This is a genomic window from Myroides injenensis M09-0166, from assembly GCF_000246945.1.
Classification (GTDB): Bacteria; Bacteroidota; Bacteroidia; order Flavobacteriales; family Flavobacteriaceae; genus Flavobacterium; species Flavobacterium injenense.
In genome coordinates, this window is record NZ_BAEX01000007.1 from 1 (window position 1) to 18727 (window position 18727).

Sequence of the window (18727 nt, forward strand, 5' to 3'; positions counted from 1 at the left end):
TTTTTTATAACTATTCTTTTAATAATTTTTATTTTCTAACATAGGAACAAATTTAAAATCCCCATGTTCAAACTTTTCAAACTGTGTTTCATTAATTCTTATCAACTCTGTCATTATTTGATTCTCCTCACCTAGCGGAATAATAATTCTCCCCCCTACCTTTACTTGCCCTAATAAAGCTTGAGGAATATAAGGCGCACCTGCTGTTACAATAATAGAATCGAAAGGAGCATAATTAGGAAGCCCTTTATAACCATCTCCGAAAGTTAGCAATTTAGCACGTATACCTAATTTAGGTAACAAATTACTGGTCTTTCGATATAATTCATTTTGTCGTTCAATACTGTAAACCCTCGCCCCCATAGCAACTAAAACAGCCGTTTGATAACCACTCCCCGTTCCTATTTCTAGAATCTTGTCATCTTTTTCTACTTTCAACAGTTGTGATTGAAAAGCTACAGTATAAGGCTGTGAAATAGTTTGCCCTGCTCCTATGGGAAACGCCTTATCTTGATATGCAAAATCCTCAAAACTTGAATCTAAAAATAAATGTCGTGGTACAGAACGAACTGCCTGGAGCACAGAGCGATCTTCTATTCCTTTTTGTTTAAGAACTTCAACTAACTGATTTCTGAGACCTTGATGTTTTGCAGAATCCTTCACTTTTTAAAAAATTAATTTGCACAAATTTAAGCATATTTACTGATAAAGACTAGTTATAATTACCAATATAAGCGCTTAAGAAGAAGCAAAAACAATTTCTTTTACATCATACAAGGTTCTTAAGATACTTATCAAATGTCTAATAAACTACAAGTATTCTTATTTATTCACTCCCAAGAAATACTGCATCGTTGGCATTAAAAAACAGTTCTTCAACATTTCTTCACCACCCCCATGAAAAACGAGCCATTAATTAAAGAATTGTTGAAGCAATGTTTACTCCTCTTACTATCCTCACATAATTATCCAAATCGTATTACAATCTATATCATTTAAAATCCCTAAAAAACTATATTTCTTATTTTAGTTCATAGATATATTTTACATACAAGAAGATAAAAGGCATATTTTTCTCTTTAAAGTCATCTTGACTTTTTAGTTTTCTGAAATCTCTTTAGACCTATCACCATAAAGACTATGAGTTCCAAGTCATCCAGCTAAATAATGTAGTATTGAATCTATTGTGTAAAGAATGAAAGACTTCTAACAAAGCATTAGTTCTTTCAATAGCATATCTCTCTCTGTATAGTTTTTCATCAAATTACATATTTTAATTCTTTTGTCCTTTTCGTACATTAGGAAAAATGTAAGCTCTTATTTATCTTTAAATATTCTTCTAAGCTTCTGTAAATCTAAACTAGCATAATCATTAATAAAATAATCAAGATAAAGGTTGTTCAGTATTCAGTAATTGAATAGTTATGTCTTCAAAATAAATTTCTACATCTTTCTACATCAAATATATCCTTTGCATCTCAATAAGTTATGAGTTTTTTCATAAACAATTTAACGATGTGAGCAAAATAAAAAAACACCTTACTTTTTTTTAAGCCTGAAAAACATATCTAGTTAAATTACAATGTTTTAGATAAAAAAAACAATTTATTGAGTTAAAAATAGAATGCTTGCCAAAGCCTGTATTCATAAGCACTCGTGCTAAATCCTTCAACACTTCTTCAACAATTCCCCATGATTGCTCCATATAGAGGACAATTTGTTGAAGGAATCTTGAAGAACTGTTGACGCGTTGTTGAAAAAATCCTCTCGCCTTTAGTAATAAATGCATATTGGACTCAAATATTACATCAATCTTTTTAGGTATTTCTATTCAAAAAAGAACTTTAAATAAATACTTAGATGATTAATTTCTAAGAAATTTAAAAACAAAACGGTTGTAATGAATTGGATAAATGATAATAAGATAAAAATATCTTGACTTTTTAGTGTTCTAAAATTTATTTAGACCTATGATGATAAAATCCATGAGATCCCATGTCAGCCTACTAGATAAAGTCGTCTTGAATCTATTGAATAAAGAATGAAAGCTGTGTAACCAAGCATTTATTCTTTCAATCGCACATCTTTCATTGTGTGGTTTCTTATCAAAATAATCATCTTCATCACCTTTTCCATTTCGTTAATTAGGACAGATACTAACTATTATTTCTTTATCTCTAACTGTTTTCTAAGCTACTATGGATTAAAACAGTGAGGCTTTTGATTTATATCCTCTTTTTGGAAGTTGGAAGTGTAGAACTATATCTATTTCTATATTGTCACACTATCACTATGGCGTATTTGGGACGCGTAGCTGTAGTTTTTGTTTATTTAGTAACACAAATTTCTATACCCTTCATTCTTTTACAAAAGTCAAGACGACCACTTTTAATAGCTGCTAATCAAACAAAAACGCTGATTAAATAGAATTGGCAAAAGGACATTGACAAAGTCTTGCAACAAAGTTTATTTCGGAATTTTTATGCAATCCGTAAATAAGTTATATTTTTGTTCAAAATAAAGATTTTATGCTTAAAGTTGGTGTATTGGGTGCAGGTCATTTAGGTAAGATTCACTTACGTCTGCTTAACCAATCTGAAAAATATAATTTGGTAGGATTCTATGATCCTTTTACTGAAAATGCTGAAAAAGTAGCAGCTGAATTTGGATATCGAAAATTTGATACTATTGAAGAACTAATAGATGCTGTCGATGTGGTAGACATTGTTACTCCTACACTTTCCCATTTCGACTGTGCTAAACTAGCAATTGAATCAGGTAAGCACGTTTTTCTTGAAAAACCTATTACCACAACTGTTGCAGAAGCAGAGGCAATTATAGCCCTTACAGAAAAACACAACGTTTATGGTCAAGTGGGACACGTTGAAAGATTTAATCCTGCTTTTAGATCAGTAGTATCTAAGATTGAGAATCCAATGTTTATAGAAACACATCGTTTAGCAGAATTCAACCCTCGCGGAACAGATGTACCTGTAGTACTTGATTTAATGATTCACGATTTAGATGCAATCTTAAGTGTTGTAAATTCTCCAGTAAAACACGTTAGTGCTAGTGGCGTTGCTATTATTAGCGAATCTCCAGATATTGCTAATGCGCGTATTGAATTTGAAAACGGATGCGTGGCAAATGTAACAGCAAGCCGCATCTCAATGAAAAATATGAGAAAAACACGTTTCTTCCAAAAAGATGCATATATCTCTGTAGATTTCTTAGAAAAAACATGTGAGGTAGTTAAGATGAAAGAAGCGCCTGAAGTACCAGGAGATTTTGATTTAATTCTACAAAATGCTGAAGGGGTTAAAAAACAAATTTATTATGACAATCCTGAAGTACATCAAAACAATGCAATTCTAGATGAATTAGAAACTTTTCACGATGCTATTGTAAATAAAACTAGACCAGTAGTAACACTAGAAGATGGTACTAAAGCATTAAAATTAGCTTATCAAATTATTGAAGCTTTTGGGAAATAGAAAACATTAACTAACAAAAAATAAAATAATTAAACATGAAAAATATTGCAGTAATAGGTGCAGGTACTATGGGAAATGGGATTGCACACACCTTCGCTCAAAAAGGTTTTAAAGTATTATTAATTGATATTAATGAAAAATCAATAGAACGAGGAATGACTACGATTGCTAAGAATTTAGATCGTATGATTTCTAAAGGCACAATTACTGAAGCTGACAAAAAAGCTACATTAGAAAACATTATCACTTATACAGAAATAAAAGATGGTGTTGTTAATGCTGATTTAGTAATTGAAGCAGCAACTGAAAATGTACAGTTAAAGTTAAATATATTCAAAGAATTAAGTGAAGTATGTGATGAAAATATTATTCTAGCTTCAAATACTTCTTCTATTTCTATTACGCAAATTGCATCTGTAGTAAAAAATCCAAGTAGAGTAATTGGTATGCACTTTATGAATCCTGTACCTATCATGAAATTGGTGGAAATCATTAGAGGATATAATACAAGTGATGATGTTACAAAACAAATCATGGATCTTTCAAAAACATTAGATAAAGTACCTACAGAAGTAAATGACTACCCAGGATTCGTAGCGAACAGAATTTTAATGCCAATGATAAATGAAGCAATCGAGACACTATACAACGGTGTAGCTGGTGTAGAAGAAATCGATACAGTTATGAAATTGGGAATGGCACATCCAATGGGTCCTTTACAACTTGCAGATTTTATCGGATTAGATGTATGTCTATCAATACTTAATGTAATGTATGAAGGATTTAAAAATCCTAAATATGCTCCATGTCCTTTATTAGTAAATATGGTGATGGCAGGTAAACTAGGAGTTAAATCAGGTGAAGGTTTTTACGACTATACAGAAAGTAAAAAAGCAGAGAAAGTAGCTAAGATGTTCTCTAAATAATAAAAAATAAACAACTAAGGATAGTTAACTCATTTATGGAGTTAACTATCTTTAATATGAATTTGATACCATAAACATAATAATGGCAAAAATTATTCCTTTTCAAGGTTTACGACCAACACGTGATAAAGTTAGTTTAGTTAGTTGTCGTTCTTACGAAGAACATACAGCTGTAGAAATAGCTTATCTATTAGATTACAATCCATTTTCATTTCTACACGTTTTAAATCCAGCCTATGTTAACCCTCAAAAAGTAACTAGTGATAAGAGATTTAAAATGGTCGCAGCTAAATTAAATGATTTCAAAAAGGAAGGAATTTTAATTAAAGAAGAAAAGCCTGTTCTTTATCTTTATCAAATTCAAAATAAAACCACTCTATTTACAGGTATTATTGCAGGTACTTCACTTGAGGATTACCAAACAAACGTAATTAAAAAACACGAGGATACACTAGAATATCGTGTGAAATTATTCAAGGAATATCTTGAGTACAGTAGATTTAATACAGAGCCTGTATTAATGATGTACCCTGATAATAAAAGTATTAATGAATGGATTACTGAATATAAAAATGGCAGACCTATTTATGACTTTTCAACGGTTACAAAAGAAAGACATACCATTTGGAAAATAAATCAACAATCAGATATTGATTGGTTATGTCAGCAGTTTGATTCTATCAACGAGATGTATATTGCTGATGGTCACCACCGTTTTGCCTCAGCAGATCTCTTACATCAAGAAAATCCTAATAATGAAAAAGGTCATAAAGACTCTGTAATGACTTATTTAATATCAGATAGTAATATTAAAATATATGAGTTTAATAGGATTATTCATGATTTAAACAATCATACAAAAGAAGAATTCTTATCACTACTAGAGACAAAATTTACTGTTATTAATAAAGAACAGCAACTTTGGAAACCTACTAAAAAGATGGAATTCGGAATGTATTTGGATGGGGACTTTTATGCGCTTACATTAAAAAACAAATTAGAAACAGACGATATTTTACAGCAATTAGATGCACAAATCTTATATGATGAAGTTCTTCATCCTATTTTAGGTCTAGATGATTTAAGAAATGACGCAAGAATTGATTATATACCTGGTAATGAATCTATTGTTTCTATTAAAGAATTAGTGGATGACGGCGAATATGAAGTGGGTTTCATGCTATACCCTACTAATGTTCATGAAATAAAAAAGGTAGCAGATAATTCTTTAATTATGCCTCCAAAAAGTACCTACATCGAGCCTAAATTCTCGAATGGATTATTAATTTATGAAATTTAAAAACTTTAAAAATGTCAATTGGAAATAATTTAAATCAAATAAAAGCTTCTTTGCCTAATAATGTAACCCTTGTAGCTGTATCAAAAACTAAACCGAATCAAGCTATTATTGAAGCATATGAAGCAGGGCAACGTATTTTTGGTGAAAATAAAATACAGGAGATGACTAACAAATATGAAATCCTCCCTAAAGATATCCAATGGCATATGATAGGTCATGTTCAAAGAAATAAAGTAAAATATATTGCTCCTTATGTATCTTTAATACATGGTGTAGATAGTTTTAAATTACTACAAGAAATAAATAAACAAGCAAAAAAATACGATAGAGTTATTCCTTGTTTATTACAACTTTTTATCGCCAAAGAAGAAACAAAGTTTGGTTTAGATCAATCAGAACTTTTTGAAATTTTAAATAGTGATGAATTTAAAGCACTAGAAAATATTTCAATAAAAGGATTAATGGGTATGGCTACATTTACGGATAATGAAAGTACCATTAGACAAGAATTCACTTCATTAAAGAAAATATACGATGAAGTAAACCAAAAATTTAATCAACTAGACAACGTAGATTTAACTACTCTATCTATGGGGATGAGTAACGACTATAAAATAGCTATTGAATGTGGTAGTACTATGATAAGAATAGGTAGTAGCATATTTGGTAACCGTAATTATTAATTAATACCACAAATACATTGTACGCAATTTTAGATATTGAAACTACTGGTGGACAGTATAATGAAGAAGGGATAACTGAGATAGCCATTTATAAATTTGATGGTGAAAAAGTTGTTGACCAATTTATAAGCTTACTTAATCCAGAAATAGAAATCCAACCATTTGTAGTTAAACTGACAGGAATTAATAATGCTATGTTAAGGCTTGCACCAAAGTTTTTTGAAGTAGCCAAGCGCATTTTAGAAATTACTGAAGGTTGTATCATTGTCGCGCACAATGCTGAGTTTGACTATCGTGTAATTCGCAATGAGTTTAAAAGACTTGGTTATAACTACCACAGGGATACTTTATGTTCGGTAGAACTATCTCAAAAAATATTACCTGATATGCCATCTTACTCTCTAGGTAAATTAGTAAGATCTTTAGGAATTCCTATTGCAGATCGTCATAGAGCTAGTGGCGATGCTTTAGCAACCCTGAAGCTATTCCAGTTATTACTTTCTAAAGATCAAGAAAAAAGGATTTTAAAATCAATGGTAAAATCAGATATCAAAACGGGAATTAATCCTAAATTTCTTGATATTGCTGATAACCTACCCGCTACAGTAGGTATATATTATATTCACAATGAAGAAGGACAAATTATTTTCATTGGAAAAAGTCGTAATATTAAAAAGAAAGTACTTCAACATTTTACCAGTAATTCAACTGTTTTTAAGAAAATACAGAAAGAAACTTATACTGTAACGTTCGAAAAAACTGGGAATGAATTAATTGCTCTTTTAAAGGAAGCAGAGGAAATAGCTATTAATAAACCTAAATACAATAAAGTTTCCAAAAAAAGTGTTTACCCCTATTCACTTTATTTAAAGTATAATATAAAAGGTTATATCTACTTATCAATAGAGAAAACTGATGGGCGAAAACGAAATCAAATGGCTTTTACCTCTCCTAATGAAGGTAAAAAATTTATAGATAAAATATTTAAAGAATTTGAATCTTTTTATTTCTTAGATTTAATCAATGAAAAGAAGTCAAATAAAATTACCTCAGAAAACTTTTCAGACTCTTTAGAGAAAGATAGTGATATATATAATAAATCAATACTATCACTATTTGAAAAATACAATATTGATTGCGATAATGTATTAATTATTTATAAAGGAAGAAAAGTAGATGAAAAAAGTGCTGTGGTTCTTCAACAAGGTAAACTAGTAGGATATTGCTATTTCGATTTAAATTATCAAATAAATTCTCCTGAACGTTTAGCTGCGAATGTAACGCCAATTACGTTCAACCGCAATAATCGCAATATCATTTTAAATTATTTAAATAAGAAAGTTGGTTATAAATTAATACAGTTTTAAAATACACAAGCCTTGAGAAAGAGATTAAAGAATAAGTGGGATATACTCAAACAAAAGATTTATATCGTTATTTATGGTTCAAATACATTTGCAGGAAAGTTATTTGACCTTACTTTACTTGGTATTATATTATTAAGTGTATTCTTAATAATGCTAGAATCTATAGAAAGCTTTGATATGAAACACCATATCAGCTTAAAGGTTTTGGAATGGATTATTACTGTCTTCTTTACTATTGAATATATATTAAGGATTTTATGTAATAAAAAACCATTAAAGTATGTATTTAGTTTTTATGGTATTGTAGATCTAATTTCTATTTTACCTATGTACCTATCTTTCTTTATAGTAGATGCACAAGTATTAACGGTAGTAAGAGCATTGCGTTTATTGCGTTTATTCGGAATTTTAAACTTAGTTCCTTATATTGGTCAAGAATCTCATTTGAAACTAGCAATAAAAGCAAGTAGAACAAAGATTATAGTTTTTGTTTACTTTGTCTTAGTGGTTTCAATAATTCTGGGAGCACTAATGTATGTTATTGAAGGTAAAGAAAATGGATTCTCAAGTATTCCACACAGTATCTATTGGTGTATAGTAACCCTAACTACTGTAGGATATGGAGATATTGCTCCACAAACAATACTAGGGCAAGTTATTGCTTCATTTATCATGATTATGGGATACGGTATTATCGCTGTGCCAACGGGTATTGTAACAGCTGAATTTTCTAATATTAAAAGAAATAGATTAGATGCTAAAAAAAGAAGAAACTGCCCTTCTTGTACAACAATTATTTATGATGAAGATGCTAATTACTGCTATAATTGTGGTCAAAAATTAGGAAATGTATACAGAAAATAAAAATTATCTTATTGTTGTTATTGGCCCAACAGCTATTGGAAAGACTGCTCTTGCGATCAAGATTGCACAACATTATAATTGTGATATAATTTCATGCGATAGTCGCCAATTTTATAAAGAAATGACAATTGGCACTGCAGTTCCGTCCATAGAAGAACAACAAGCGGCTAAGCATCATTTCATACAGAATATCAGTATAGAAAAAACTTATTCTGTAGGAGATTTTGAAAGAGATGCTATCGAAAAACTCAACAAATTATTTCAAGAAAATACAATACAAGTAATGGTTGGTGGATCTGGATTGTATGTGAATGCAATACTAAATGGCTTAGATGATTTTCCTGATGTTGATCCTTCAATAAGAGAAAAACTCAATATCGATTTAGAAAACAAAGGACTTTCCTATTTACAAAATTTATTGAAAGAACTTGATCCAATACATTACAATAAAGTTGCCATTGATAATCCACAAAGAGTCATAAGAGCTTTGGAAATATGTATTGGTACAGGACAACCTTATTCTTCTTTTTTAAATAAAAAAGAAAATAGAAGGAACTTTATCCCTATAATAATTGGGTTAGAAGCTGATCGCGAACAAATGTATCAAAGGATTAATCAACGCGTAGATATTATGATGAATAATGGATTACTCAATGAAGCAAAAAACCTTTATTCATATAAAGATAATAATGCATTGCAAACCGTTGGCTATCGAGAATTATTCTCTTTTTTCAATAACGAGTTTTCCCTTGATTTTGCAATTGAAGAAATTAAGAAAAACACTAGAAGATTTGCTAAAAGACAAATTACTTGGTTTAAACGTACAGAAAATGTATTATGGTTTAATTATAAAACAGATCCTGAAATAATCTTTGAAACTATAAATAAAAAAATAAATTAGTATGCCTATTTCTCCTCTCTTTAAATCTATTTACGAACAAGAATTTGAAGTAGATTATTTTGATTGTGACATTAATGGCAATATAAAAATCTCTGATTTTTGCAAACTTATACAGATGGTTGCTTCCAATCATGCAGTTGTAGGTGGAATAAGTTACTGGGATCTTCAAAGCGTTAAACAAGCTTGGGTAATTAATAAATTTCGCTTAGAGATTGAAATTTTACCTAAATGGCAAGATACAATTAAAATAGTTACGTGGATACAAAAGCTAGATGGTATTCGGTCAACTAGAAATTTTGAAGTATATATATCTGATAGAAAAATAGCTAAAGCAAGCTCTCTTTGGGTAATCTTAAATACTGAAAGACGAAGACCTGAATATATGAAATTACCTCATGACCATTTTATAAAATATAGTAATAAAACTGCAATAACGGGGGAGTTTTATAAATTCAAAAAAGATTATAAAACAGAAAAGCTAAGCGACTATACTGTCAAATATTCTGATCTCGATATGGTAAAGCATGTTACCAATATCAAATATATTGAATGGATAATAGACGTAATAAAAGAAAAGGACATAAAAATCAATGATACACCCTGTTTAATAGATATGGTTTTTCAAAAGGAACTATTGTACAAGGAGAGCTGTGTTATCTCTCAAGTTTTAAATTCAAATCAAAAGCACTTTATTATCCAAGATGCCCAAGATAACATTAACTTTCAATGTATTATAGAATAAAAAAAACGCTCTACTTATAAAAGTAAAGCGTTTTTTCTTATCGTTATTCAGCACATATTACCAAACAAACATTGGTCTTTCAGCCATCATCTCATTCACTTCGTCAGCTACCTCTTCTATAATAGCCTCATCTGTGTGATTAGTTATAATTCTATCAATTAATTCAACGATAGTTTCCATATCTGATTCTACTAACCCTCTAGTAGTAATTGCAGGTGTTCCAATACGAATACCTGAAGTAACAAAAGGGGATTTATCATCAAAAGGCACCATGTTTTTATTAACTGTGATTTCAGCTTTTACTAATGCTTGCTCTGCCTCTTTACCAGAAATATTCTTATTTCTCAAGTCAATTAACATCATATGGTTATCAGTTCCACCAGAGATGATGTTATATCCTCTTTTAACAAATGCTTCTGCCATTGCTTTTGCATTCTTTTGTACTTGTAAGATATATCTAAAGAACTCATCAGATAAAGCTTCACCAAAAGCAACTGCTTTTGCAGCTATAATATGCATTAAAGGACCTCCTTGATTACCTGGAAATACAGCACTATCTAAAAGAGATGACATCATTCTCACTTCTCCTTTTGAGGTTTTTAATCCAAATGGATTAGGAAAATCTTTACCCATTAGAATAATACCGCCACGTGGTCCTCTTAAAGTTTTATGAGTAGTTGTAGTAATGATATGACAATGAGGAACAGGATCATTTAATAATCCTTTTGCAATTAAACCTGCAGGATGTGAAATATCCGCCATTAAAAGAGCTCCTACACTATCAGCAATTTCTCTAAATCGTTTGAAATCCATATCACGAGAAAATGCAGATGCACCAGCTATTATTAATTTAGGTTGCTCTTTAGTAGCTATTTCTTGAATCTTGTCATAGTCTAATAATCCAGTTTCTTTTTCTACTCCATAAAAAACAGGATCATATAATCTCCCCGAAAAATTTACAGGTGAACCATGAGTTAAATGTCCGCCATGAGACAAGTCAAATCCTAATATTTTATCACCTGGTTTTAAACAAGCAGAAAATACAGCAGTATTGGCTTGAGAACCTGAGTGAGGCTGAACGTTAACATATTCAGCACCAAATAATGCTTTTGCGCGATCAATTGCTATTTGCTCTACAACATCAACAACTTCGCATCCACCATAATATCTTTTATTAGGATACCCTTCAGCATATTTATTGGTTAGACATGAACCAGCAGCTTCCATTGTTTCTTCACTTACAAAGTTTTCTGAAGCAATTAATTCAATACCATGAATTTGTCTATCTTGTTCTTCAACAATAAGATCAAAAATTTCTTTGTCTTTTCTCATTTTAGTTTGTGTGTTTCATTTAATTGCTTCCAAAAATACAAAAAACGTTTGTTATTTTCAGTCTTAATTATATATTTGAATATACTATTAACACCAAAATAAATAAATTATGATAATTAGCGCGAATGACCCTTCAAGGAAATCGTGGTTAGAGATAAAAGACAACTCTGATTTTCCAATTCAAAATATACCGTTTGGGGTCTTTATTACTAAAGATGATGTAATCACTATTGGTACACGTATAGGAGATTATGCCATTGATTTAAATGCCTTAAAAGTATTAGGTTATTTTAATGGAATAGAATTAACTGATGACATTTTTCTACAAGATACTCTAAATGATTTTATATCTTCGGGTAAAAAAACATGGAGAGCAATACGTAACAGAGTTGCAGAAATTTTTGATATTAATAATAAAGATTTACAACAAAACACTACACATAGAGATAGAATCATTTTTGAAATGTCTGAAGTGGAGATGCAATTACCAGTATTAATTGGAGATTATACAGATTTCTACTCTAGTAAAGAACATGCTACCAATGTAGGTAAAATGTTTAGAGATCCAGACAATGCATTACTACCTAATTGGTTGCATATTCCAGTAGGCTATCATGGTAGAAGCTCAACTGTGATCCCATCAGGTATACCAATAAAAAGACCTGTTGGTCAAACTCTTCCTAAAGGACAAACTACTCCAGTATTTGGTCCATCAACACGTATAGATTTTGAATTAGAAACTGGTTTTATCACCACAGACGCAAACTTACTAGGTGAAAATATTCCAGTTAATGAAGCCGAAGATCACATTTTTGGTATGGTATTACTAAATGACTGGAGTGCAAGAGATATACAAACTTGGGAATATGTGCCACTAGGTCCCTTTCTTGCTAAAAACTTTGCTACATCAATATCTCCATGGGTTATTACATTAGATGCTCTAGAACCTTTTAGAGTTGCAAGTCCAAAACAAACACCTTTGCCCCTACCGTATTTACAACAAGAAGGTGACCGTACTTTTGATATAAACTTAGAAGTATATTTACAACCTAAAGATAAAAAGGCTAAATTAATTTGCGAGTCTAATTTTAAGTTCCTGTACTGGACTATGAGCCAACAATTAGCACATCATACTATTAATGGTTGTAAAGTTAATTCTGGAGATTTAATGGGTTCAGGAACTATTTCTGGAGAATTACCAAATAGTTTTGGTTCCTTACTTGAATTAACTTGGAGTGGGAAAAATCCAATAGTAATGGAAGATGGATCTACTAGAACTTTTATTGAAGATTATGATACTATCACAATGAAAGGTTATTGTAAAAATGATAAAATTCGCATCGGTTTTGGAGAAGTGAGTAATATGTTATTACCAGCAACAGTAATGGTTACAAACTAAAGTTTTATTTAAAACAAGCAGGCTGAAAATTTTATTATTTTAATAAAAACTAAAACAAATAGCATTTTAAACTACTATAATACAATATATTACTATCTTATTTTTTGTAAGTTTAATAAAAAGTCAAGTTTTTTAGAGTAATAAAGTAGAAAAAGTTTACTTTTGCAGAAATAATTTTTTTTAAAAGATTTATACTGTGGAAAACGCTAATGCATTAAAACTCATAAAGCAGATTCAATCTGATCTTATAACTGATGGTCTTGTTATAGAAAACATTGTTCCAAATCTTAAGAAATTAAGAGAATATGCTCTATTAGAAGAAAAGCCGGTTTTAGTTAAGGCTATTAGATTAACTTACGAACACCTTGAAAACAATAATGCTTTTTTAATTGCAGTTCCATCTGATGAGCCAATTGAAGAAACAGAAGAAACTACAACTGAAGAAAAAATTACTTCAGAAACAGATTTAGAAAGTCTTCAATACTTATTATCTCTTTTTAAAGATATAAACAATAAACATAATTTGGCAGATCTTAGAGAATACAACAGTAAACTCCAAGCTTTTGCATAAAAGTATACATACAATACTATTAAAAAGGACTAATTTGAAAATAATTAGTCCTTTTTTTATTCTATCAAATTAAAAATCTATTTTTACCACTCAAACTCATAATAAAACAATATGTTGAAATTATTTAAAATCATAGCCTTTTTAGAAGGTGTATCATTACTAGTTCTACTTTTTATAGCAATGCCATTAAAATATATTTTAGACAAACCAGAAATGGTAACTAAAGTGGGTATGGCACATGGAATTCTCTTTATAGCATATATAGTATTTGCTACTGTTATCAAATCTGATGAAAAATGGAGTATAAAAACCTATCTATTAGTATGTCTTGCATCTGTTATTCCTTTTGGAACATTTATAGTAGAAGCAAAATTACTAAAGAAACCTGCTAATTAAATTTATCATAAAACAAGATGATAGTTGACTAGTCATAAAAAAAGCCTTTTAATTAAAAGGCTTTTTTATAGCTTCATTAATAATTACTTCATGATCAAACGCAAGATTTGGTAAATCATTGATATCAAACCAAGCAAGTTCTTTTGCATCATCCGCAGCTTTACCAACAATATCAGCTTCTACCCATCCATAATAAGCAATAGTTATTACATGCGATCGAGGATCTCTAAATGGTTTACCAAAAGCCCCCACTTGTATTAATGAATCACATTTAATAGTTGTTTCTTCAAAGAGTTCTCGTTTTGCAGCCTCTAAAATGTCTTCATTTTCATCTACAAAGCCACCAGGTAAAGCCCAAAAACCCTTAAACGGATTGTTTTTCCTTTTTATTAACAATAAAAAAGCTCTCTCTCTTTCTTTTTTAAACAAAACAGTATCAACTGTTACGAAAATCTTAGATATATAGGTCATTTTAATCAATTAAATATAAAACATTCATTTTTTAACCTTTCTTTAAGCGAAAAACATTTCAAAATTACACAATTTTAAAAACTTTCTATTATATTTGCCTTTATAAAGCGATTAGTAAAAACAAGATTATAACTTAATCAAGTTTATTTGGAAATTAAAATTACAACTATGAAAAAATTAACATTACCATTATTGGCTTCTATGTTTGTTTTTGGAAGTGCAATGGCACAAGATGGAAACTACAACAAATGGTCAATTGATTTAAATGGTGGATTTGCTAAACCAGCAAGAACTCTTTCATCTGGATTTGCTGCTGAAACTTTTAAAAACTTACATTTAGACGGTGGGGTTCGTTACAGCATTAATAATAAATTCGGAGTAAAAGCATCTTTTGGATATGACAAAATTGATTCTTGGACAAATGACGCTGATTTACAAACTGACTACTACAGAACAAGTTTAGAAGGAGTTGTTAACTTGGGAAGAATCTTAAACTTTGAAACTTGGACTAGTGTATTTAACGCTCAGATTCACGCAGGGGGAGGATACTCTTGGATGAACGGAGATGGATTCAGTGGAACTGATAACATGGGACACTTAATGGCAGGTTTGACTGGACAAGTTAAAGTACACCCAAGAATTGCTTTAAACGCTGACTTTACTGTTATTCAAAATCTTCAACAAAATCAAAATTGGGATGGATTAACAGAAACTAATCGTTCTGTTTTTCAAGGAACAATGTTTAATGCTTCTGTAGGTCTTTCTATCTATATTGGTAAAAACGCTCAACATGCTGACTGGTATGCAGAATCAGCTAAAGAAAATGAAGCAATCGCTGAATTATCTAACAGATTAAGTACTATCGAAAACAACCTTAAAGATTCTGATAACGATGGTGTGCCAGATTATTTAGATTTAGAACCTAATACTCCAGCAGGTGCCTTAGTTGATTCTAGAGGTAGAAATATCGATAAAAACAATAACGGTATTGCTGATAATATCGAAGCATTCATCGAAGAGAAATATGGTAAATTAGACCATACTTTACAAGCTGATGACGCTGCAATGGTTAAAGAATTAATTAACAAAGGATACGTTGCTGTATACTTTGACTTTGACAAAGCTGAACCAAGCTCAGTTGATGGAATTAATTTCATTGTTAACTATATGAAAAATAACCCATCTGCTTCTGTAGAAGTTATCGGATATGCTGATGCTGTTGGAAACAAAGAGTACAACAATAAATTATCTGCAAGACGTGCTAACACAGTTAAAGACATTCTTACTAAATCTGGCGTAGCTGCATCTAAAGTTTCTGCTAAAGGAAATGGAATTGATGACGAAGTTGCTAAAGACTCAGCTCTTGCTCGTAAAATCGCAAGAAAAGTTGTATTTAAAATTAACTAATTAAATACAATTACTTAATAAAGAAAAGCGCAAGATTATTCTTGCGCTTTTTTATTTTATAATAACTAACTTTGTATAAGAAGTTACTTTTATTATGAAATTCGAAATACAATCAAACTATAAACCTACTGGAGATCAACCTCAAGCTATCAAACAATTAAGCACAGGTATTGAGAACAATGACAAATACCAAACTTTAGTTGGTGTTACGGGATCAGGTAAAACATTTACTGTTGCAAATGTTATACAACAAGTACAAAAACCAACACTCGTATTAGCTCACAACAAAACTCTTGCTGCTCAATTATATACTGAGTTTAAAAGTTTTTTCCCACATAATGCTGTTGAGTATTTCGTTTCTTACTATGACTATTACCAACCTGAAGCCTTTATACCAGTTACAGGACAATATATAGAAAAAGATTTATCTATAAATGAAGAACTTGAAAAGATGCGTCTTAGTACTACATCAGCTCTACTTTCTGGAAGGAGAGATGTATTAGTAGTTGCATCAGTTTCATGTTTATATGGAATAGGTAACCCTACTGAGTTTCAGAAAAATGTCATTACCTTAGAGCTCGACCAAGTAATAAGTCGAACAAAGCTTTTACATATGCTTGTACAAAGTTTATACTCAAGAACAGAAGCAGATTTTATTCCAGGCACATTTCGTATTAAAGGGGATATTGTAGAAGTATTTCCAAGCTACGCAGACAATCCATTTAGAATACACTTCTTTGGAGATGAAATTGAAGATATAGAAGTATTTGATAGCAATACCTCTCAAGTAATTGAAAAATACACTCAACTTACAATATATCCTGCCAACATGTTTGTAACCTCTCCTGATGTTTTGCAAAGAGCAATATGGGAAATACAGCAAGATATGGTCAAACAAGTTGAATATTTTAAAGAGATAGGCAAACACCTTGAAGCAAAAAGACTTGAAGAACGTACAAACTTTGATTTAGAAATGATCAGAGAATTAGGATATTGCTCTGGGATAGAAAATTATTCACGATATCTTGACGGTAGAGAGCCAGGTACTCGCCCATTCTGCTTACTTGACTATTTTCCAAAAGATTTCTTAATGATAATAGACGAAAGCCACGTAACAATTTCACAAGTGCATGCAATGTATGGTGGTGATAGATCTAGAAAAGAAAATTTAGTAGAGTATGGATTTAGACTTCCAGCAGCTTTAGATAACAGACCCCTAAAGTTTGAAGAATTTGAAGCAATGCAAAATCAAGTAGTTTTTGTTTCTGCTACCCCAGCAGATTATGAATTACAAAAATCGGAAGGCGTAGTAGTCGAACAACTTATCCGACCAACAGGACTTTTAGATCCTACTATTGAAATTCGCCCTACAGAAAATCAAATAGACAATCTTATAGATGAAATTCAACAAAGAGTAGAATTAGATGAAAGAATATTAGTGACGACTCTAACTAAAAGAATGGCGGAAGAATTGGCGAAATATTTCACTAGAGTTGGTATTCGTTGTAGATATATTCACTCAGACATAGATACGCTTGAGCGAGTTGAAATTATGCAAGATTTACGAAAAGGATTATTTGATGTATTAATAGGTGTAAACCTTCTAAGAGAAGGACTAGATTTACCAGAAGTGTCCCTTGTAGCTATTTTAGATGCAGATAAAGAAGGTTTTTTAAGAAGTCATAGGTCACTAACACAAACAGTAGGTCGTGCTGCAAGAAATGTTAATGGTAAGGCAATTATGTATGCTGATAAAATAACAGATAGTATGCAAAAAACAATTGATGAAACAAACTATAGAAGAAGTAAACAAACTGCATATAATACAAAACACCATATCAAACCAACAGCTATCGTTAAGAAAATATCAAGTGATTTATTAAAATCAACTTATGAAGAACAACAACAAACGAGATTAGCTAAAGCTGCAGAAATAGATATTAAATACAAATCCAAGGCAGATATAGAAAAGATAATAAGAGATAAAAGAAAAGAAATGGAGAAAGCTGCCAAAGACTTAGATTTCATTAATGCTGCAAGACTACGCGATGAAATAAAAATATTGAAAGAAAAATTATAATTTTTAGTTATCTTTACACCATAAATACGAAAAGAAATGACGAATAACGATATATTCAAAAAATTAAGAGTAGCACTACAGTTAAGAGATGATCAAATCTGTGAAATACTTCAATTAGTGGACTTTAAAATTTCAAAAGGTGAAATTGGCAATTTCTTCAGAAATGTTGACCACCCTAAATATGTTGAATGTGGAGATCAAATACTAAGAAACTTTTTAAATGGTCTAGTAATTTACCTTAGAGGCACAAAAGAGAATCCTAAGAACCCAATGGATGTTTTAGAAGAAAATAAATCTAAAGTAAAAAAAACAAGTCCTGCTAAAACGAATGAAACTTACAAAAAAGTCACTCCTAAAAGCAACAATAATAAAGATACAAAATCTTCATATAAGAAAACAGATAATAAAAAAGGAAGTTATAATAAATCACCGTTAGCTGGGATTAAATTCAATAACGGAAAAAAGAAAGATTAACAACTTTCTTTTTCAAGAAAAATACAAGAGGCTGTCTCATATTTAGAGATAGCCTTTTTTATTCAGTAAAATCACAATTGTCAAAACTTGTATTTATTTCATAATTTGTCCAGTATAAATAGTAAGACAAAAAAAATACAACATAATAAATAGCACCTGTAAATTTTATAACAAGTACCCTATTAACTACTATAGGTGGCAAGAATGGTTTAAATATAAAATAGATTTACACTATTGAACAGTACAGTTTAAGCAATAGTTTGTTAAAGAAATTTTCTCACCTATCATCATTAAAATCCCCAAAAAAGAAAGGGACTATC

General features: G+C 30.5%; 17 protein-coding genes. 14 read left to right on the plus strand and 3 right to left on the minus strand.

Annotated features, from left to right (window positions below):
* Positions 1-18: 18 nt before the first annotated feature.
* Positions 19-663 (minus strand): protein-L-isoaspartate(D-aspartate) O-methyltransferase, encoded by a 645-nt coding sequence (locus RH98_RS02110; RefSeq protein ID WP_010249991.1) that lies wholly within the window; start codon positions 661-663, stop codon positions 19-21.
* Positions 664-2528: 1865 nt separating this feature from the next.
* Here RH98_RS02110 and RH98_RS02120 point away from each other — a divergent pair.
* The 8 genes from RH98_RS02120 (at position 2529) to RH98_RS02155 (ending at position 10277) form a co-directional block, all read left to right on the plus strand.
* Complete coding sequence (locus RH98_RS02120; RefSeq protein WP_010249993.1) at positions 2529-3494, plus strand: Gfo/Idh/MocA family protein; 966 nt, start codon at positions 2529-2531, stop codon at positions 3492-3494.
* Positions 3495-3529: 35 nt separating this feature from the next.
* On the plus strand, positions 3530-4420 hold the full coding sequence (locus RH98_RS02125; RefSeq protein WP_010249995.1) for a 3-hydroxyacyl-CoA dehydrogenase family protein: 891 nt from the start codon (positions 3530-3532) through the stop codon (positions 4418-4420).
* A gap of 82 nt (positions 4421-4502) precedes the next feature.
* On the plus strand, positions 4503-5720 hold the full coding sequence (locus RH98_RS02130) for a DUF1015 domain-containing protein (RefSeq protein ID WP_010249997.1): 1218 nt from the start codon (positions 4503-4505) through the stop codon (positions 5718-5720).
* 11 nt (positions 5721-5731) lie between these two features.
* A complete protein-coding gene (locus RH98_RS02135; RefSeq protein ID WP_010249998.1) occupies positions 5732-6403 on the plus strand; it encodes a YggS family pyridoxal phosphate-dependent enzyme in 672 nt (223 codons plus the stop codon).
* Positions 6404-6420: 17 nt separating this feature from the next.
* Entirely contained in the window at positions 6421-7770 is a 1350-nt protein-coding gene (locus RH98_RS02140; RefSeq protein ID WP_010250000.1) for an exonuclease domain-containing protein, read from the plus strand.
* A gap of 12 nt (positions 7771-7782) precedes the next feature.
* A complete protein-coding gene (locus RH98_RS02145) occupies positions 7783-8634 on the plus strand; it encodes an ion transporter (RefSeq protein WP_010250002.1) in 852 nt (283 codons plus the stop codon).
* Positions 8618-9535, plus strand: a complete 918-nt coding sequence (gene miaA / locus RH98_RS02150; protein WP_010250004.1) for a tRNA (adenosine(37)-N6)-dimethylallyltransferase MiaA — start codon at positions 8618-8620, stop codon at positions 9533-9535. Before RH98_RS02145 ends, miaA begins: the two co-directional genes overlap by 17 nt.
* Before the next feature lies 1 nt (position 9536).
* Positions 9537-10277 (plus strand): acyl-[acyl-carrier-protein] thioesterase, encoded by a 741-nt coding sequence (locus tag RH98_RS02155; RefSeq protein ID WP_010250006.1) that lies wholly within the window; start codon positions 9537-9539, stop codon positions 10275-10277.
* Between the two features lie 57 nt (positions 10278-10334).
* Here the strand turns inward: RH98_RS02155 and glyA are convergent, their stop codons facing one another.
* Complete coding sequence (glyA, locus tag RH98_RS02160) at positions 10335-11609, minus strand: serine hydroxymethyltransferase (RefSeq protein WP_010250008.1); 1275 nt, start codon at positions 11607-11609, stop codon at positions 10335-10337.
* Positions 11610-11718: 109 nt separating this feature from the next.
* Here glyA and fahA point away from each other — a divergent pair, with 109 nt between their 5' ends.
* The 3 genes from fahA to RH98_RS02175 all read left to right on the plus strand — a co-directional run bounded on the left by fahA (position 11719) and on the right by RH98_RS02175 (position 13975).
* Entirely contained in the window at positions 11719-13008 is a 1290-nt protein-coding gene (gene fahA / locus RH98_RS02165) for a fumarylacetoacetase (protein WP_010250009.1), read from the plus strand.
* A gap of 196 nt (positions 13009-13204) precedes the next feature.
* Positions 13205-13579 carry a hypothetical protein gene (locus tag RH98_RS02170; protein ID WP_010250011.1) on the plus strand — a complete coding sequence of 125 codons (375 nt, stop codon included), beginning with the start codon at positions 13205-13207 and terminating at the stop codon, positions 13577-13579.
* Between the two features lie 111 nt (positions 13580-13690).
* Positions 13691-13975, plus strand: coding sequence for a DUF3817 domain-containing protein (locus RH98_RS02175; protein WP_010250013.1), 285 nt, complete (start codon positions 13691-13693; stop codon positions 13973-13975).
* 48 nt (positions 13976-14023) lie between these two features.
* Here the strand turns inward: RH98_RS02175 and RH98_RS02180 are convergent, their stop codons facing one another.
* On the minus strand, positions 14024-14446 hold the full coding sequence (locus tag RH98_RS02180; protein ID WP_026038686.1) for an NUDIX domain-containing protein: 423 nt from the start codon (positions 14444-14446) through the stop codon (positions 14024-14026).
* A gap of 168 nt (positions 14447-14614) precedes the next feature.
* Between RH98_RS02180 and RH98_RS02185 the strand changes: the two genes are divergently transcribed.
* From RH98_RS02185 to RH98_RS02195, 3 genes are all read left to right on the plus strand, one after another.
* Positions 14615-15853 (plus strand): OmpA family protein, encoded by a 1239-nt coding sequence (locus tag RH98_RS02185; RefSeq protein ID WP_010250017.1) that lies wholly within the window; start codon positions 14615-14617, stop codon positions 15851-15853.
* Positions 15854-15947: 94 nt separating this feature from the next.
* A complete protein-coding gene (uvrB, locus tag RH98_RS02190) occupies positions 15948-17933 on the plus strand; it encodes an excinuclease ABC subunit UvrB (protein WP_010250019.1) in 1986 nt (661 codons plus the stop codon).
* 36 nt (positions 17934-17969) lie between these two features.
* The gene (locus tag RH98_RS02195) at positions 17970-18407 is read left to right on the plus strand and encodes a DUF1456 family protein (protein ID WP_010250021.1); all 438 of its coding nucleotides are present in this window, start codon (positions 17970-17972) and stop codon (positions 18405-18407) included.
* The last annotated feature ends 320 nt before the right edge of the window (positions 18408-18727 follow it).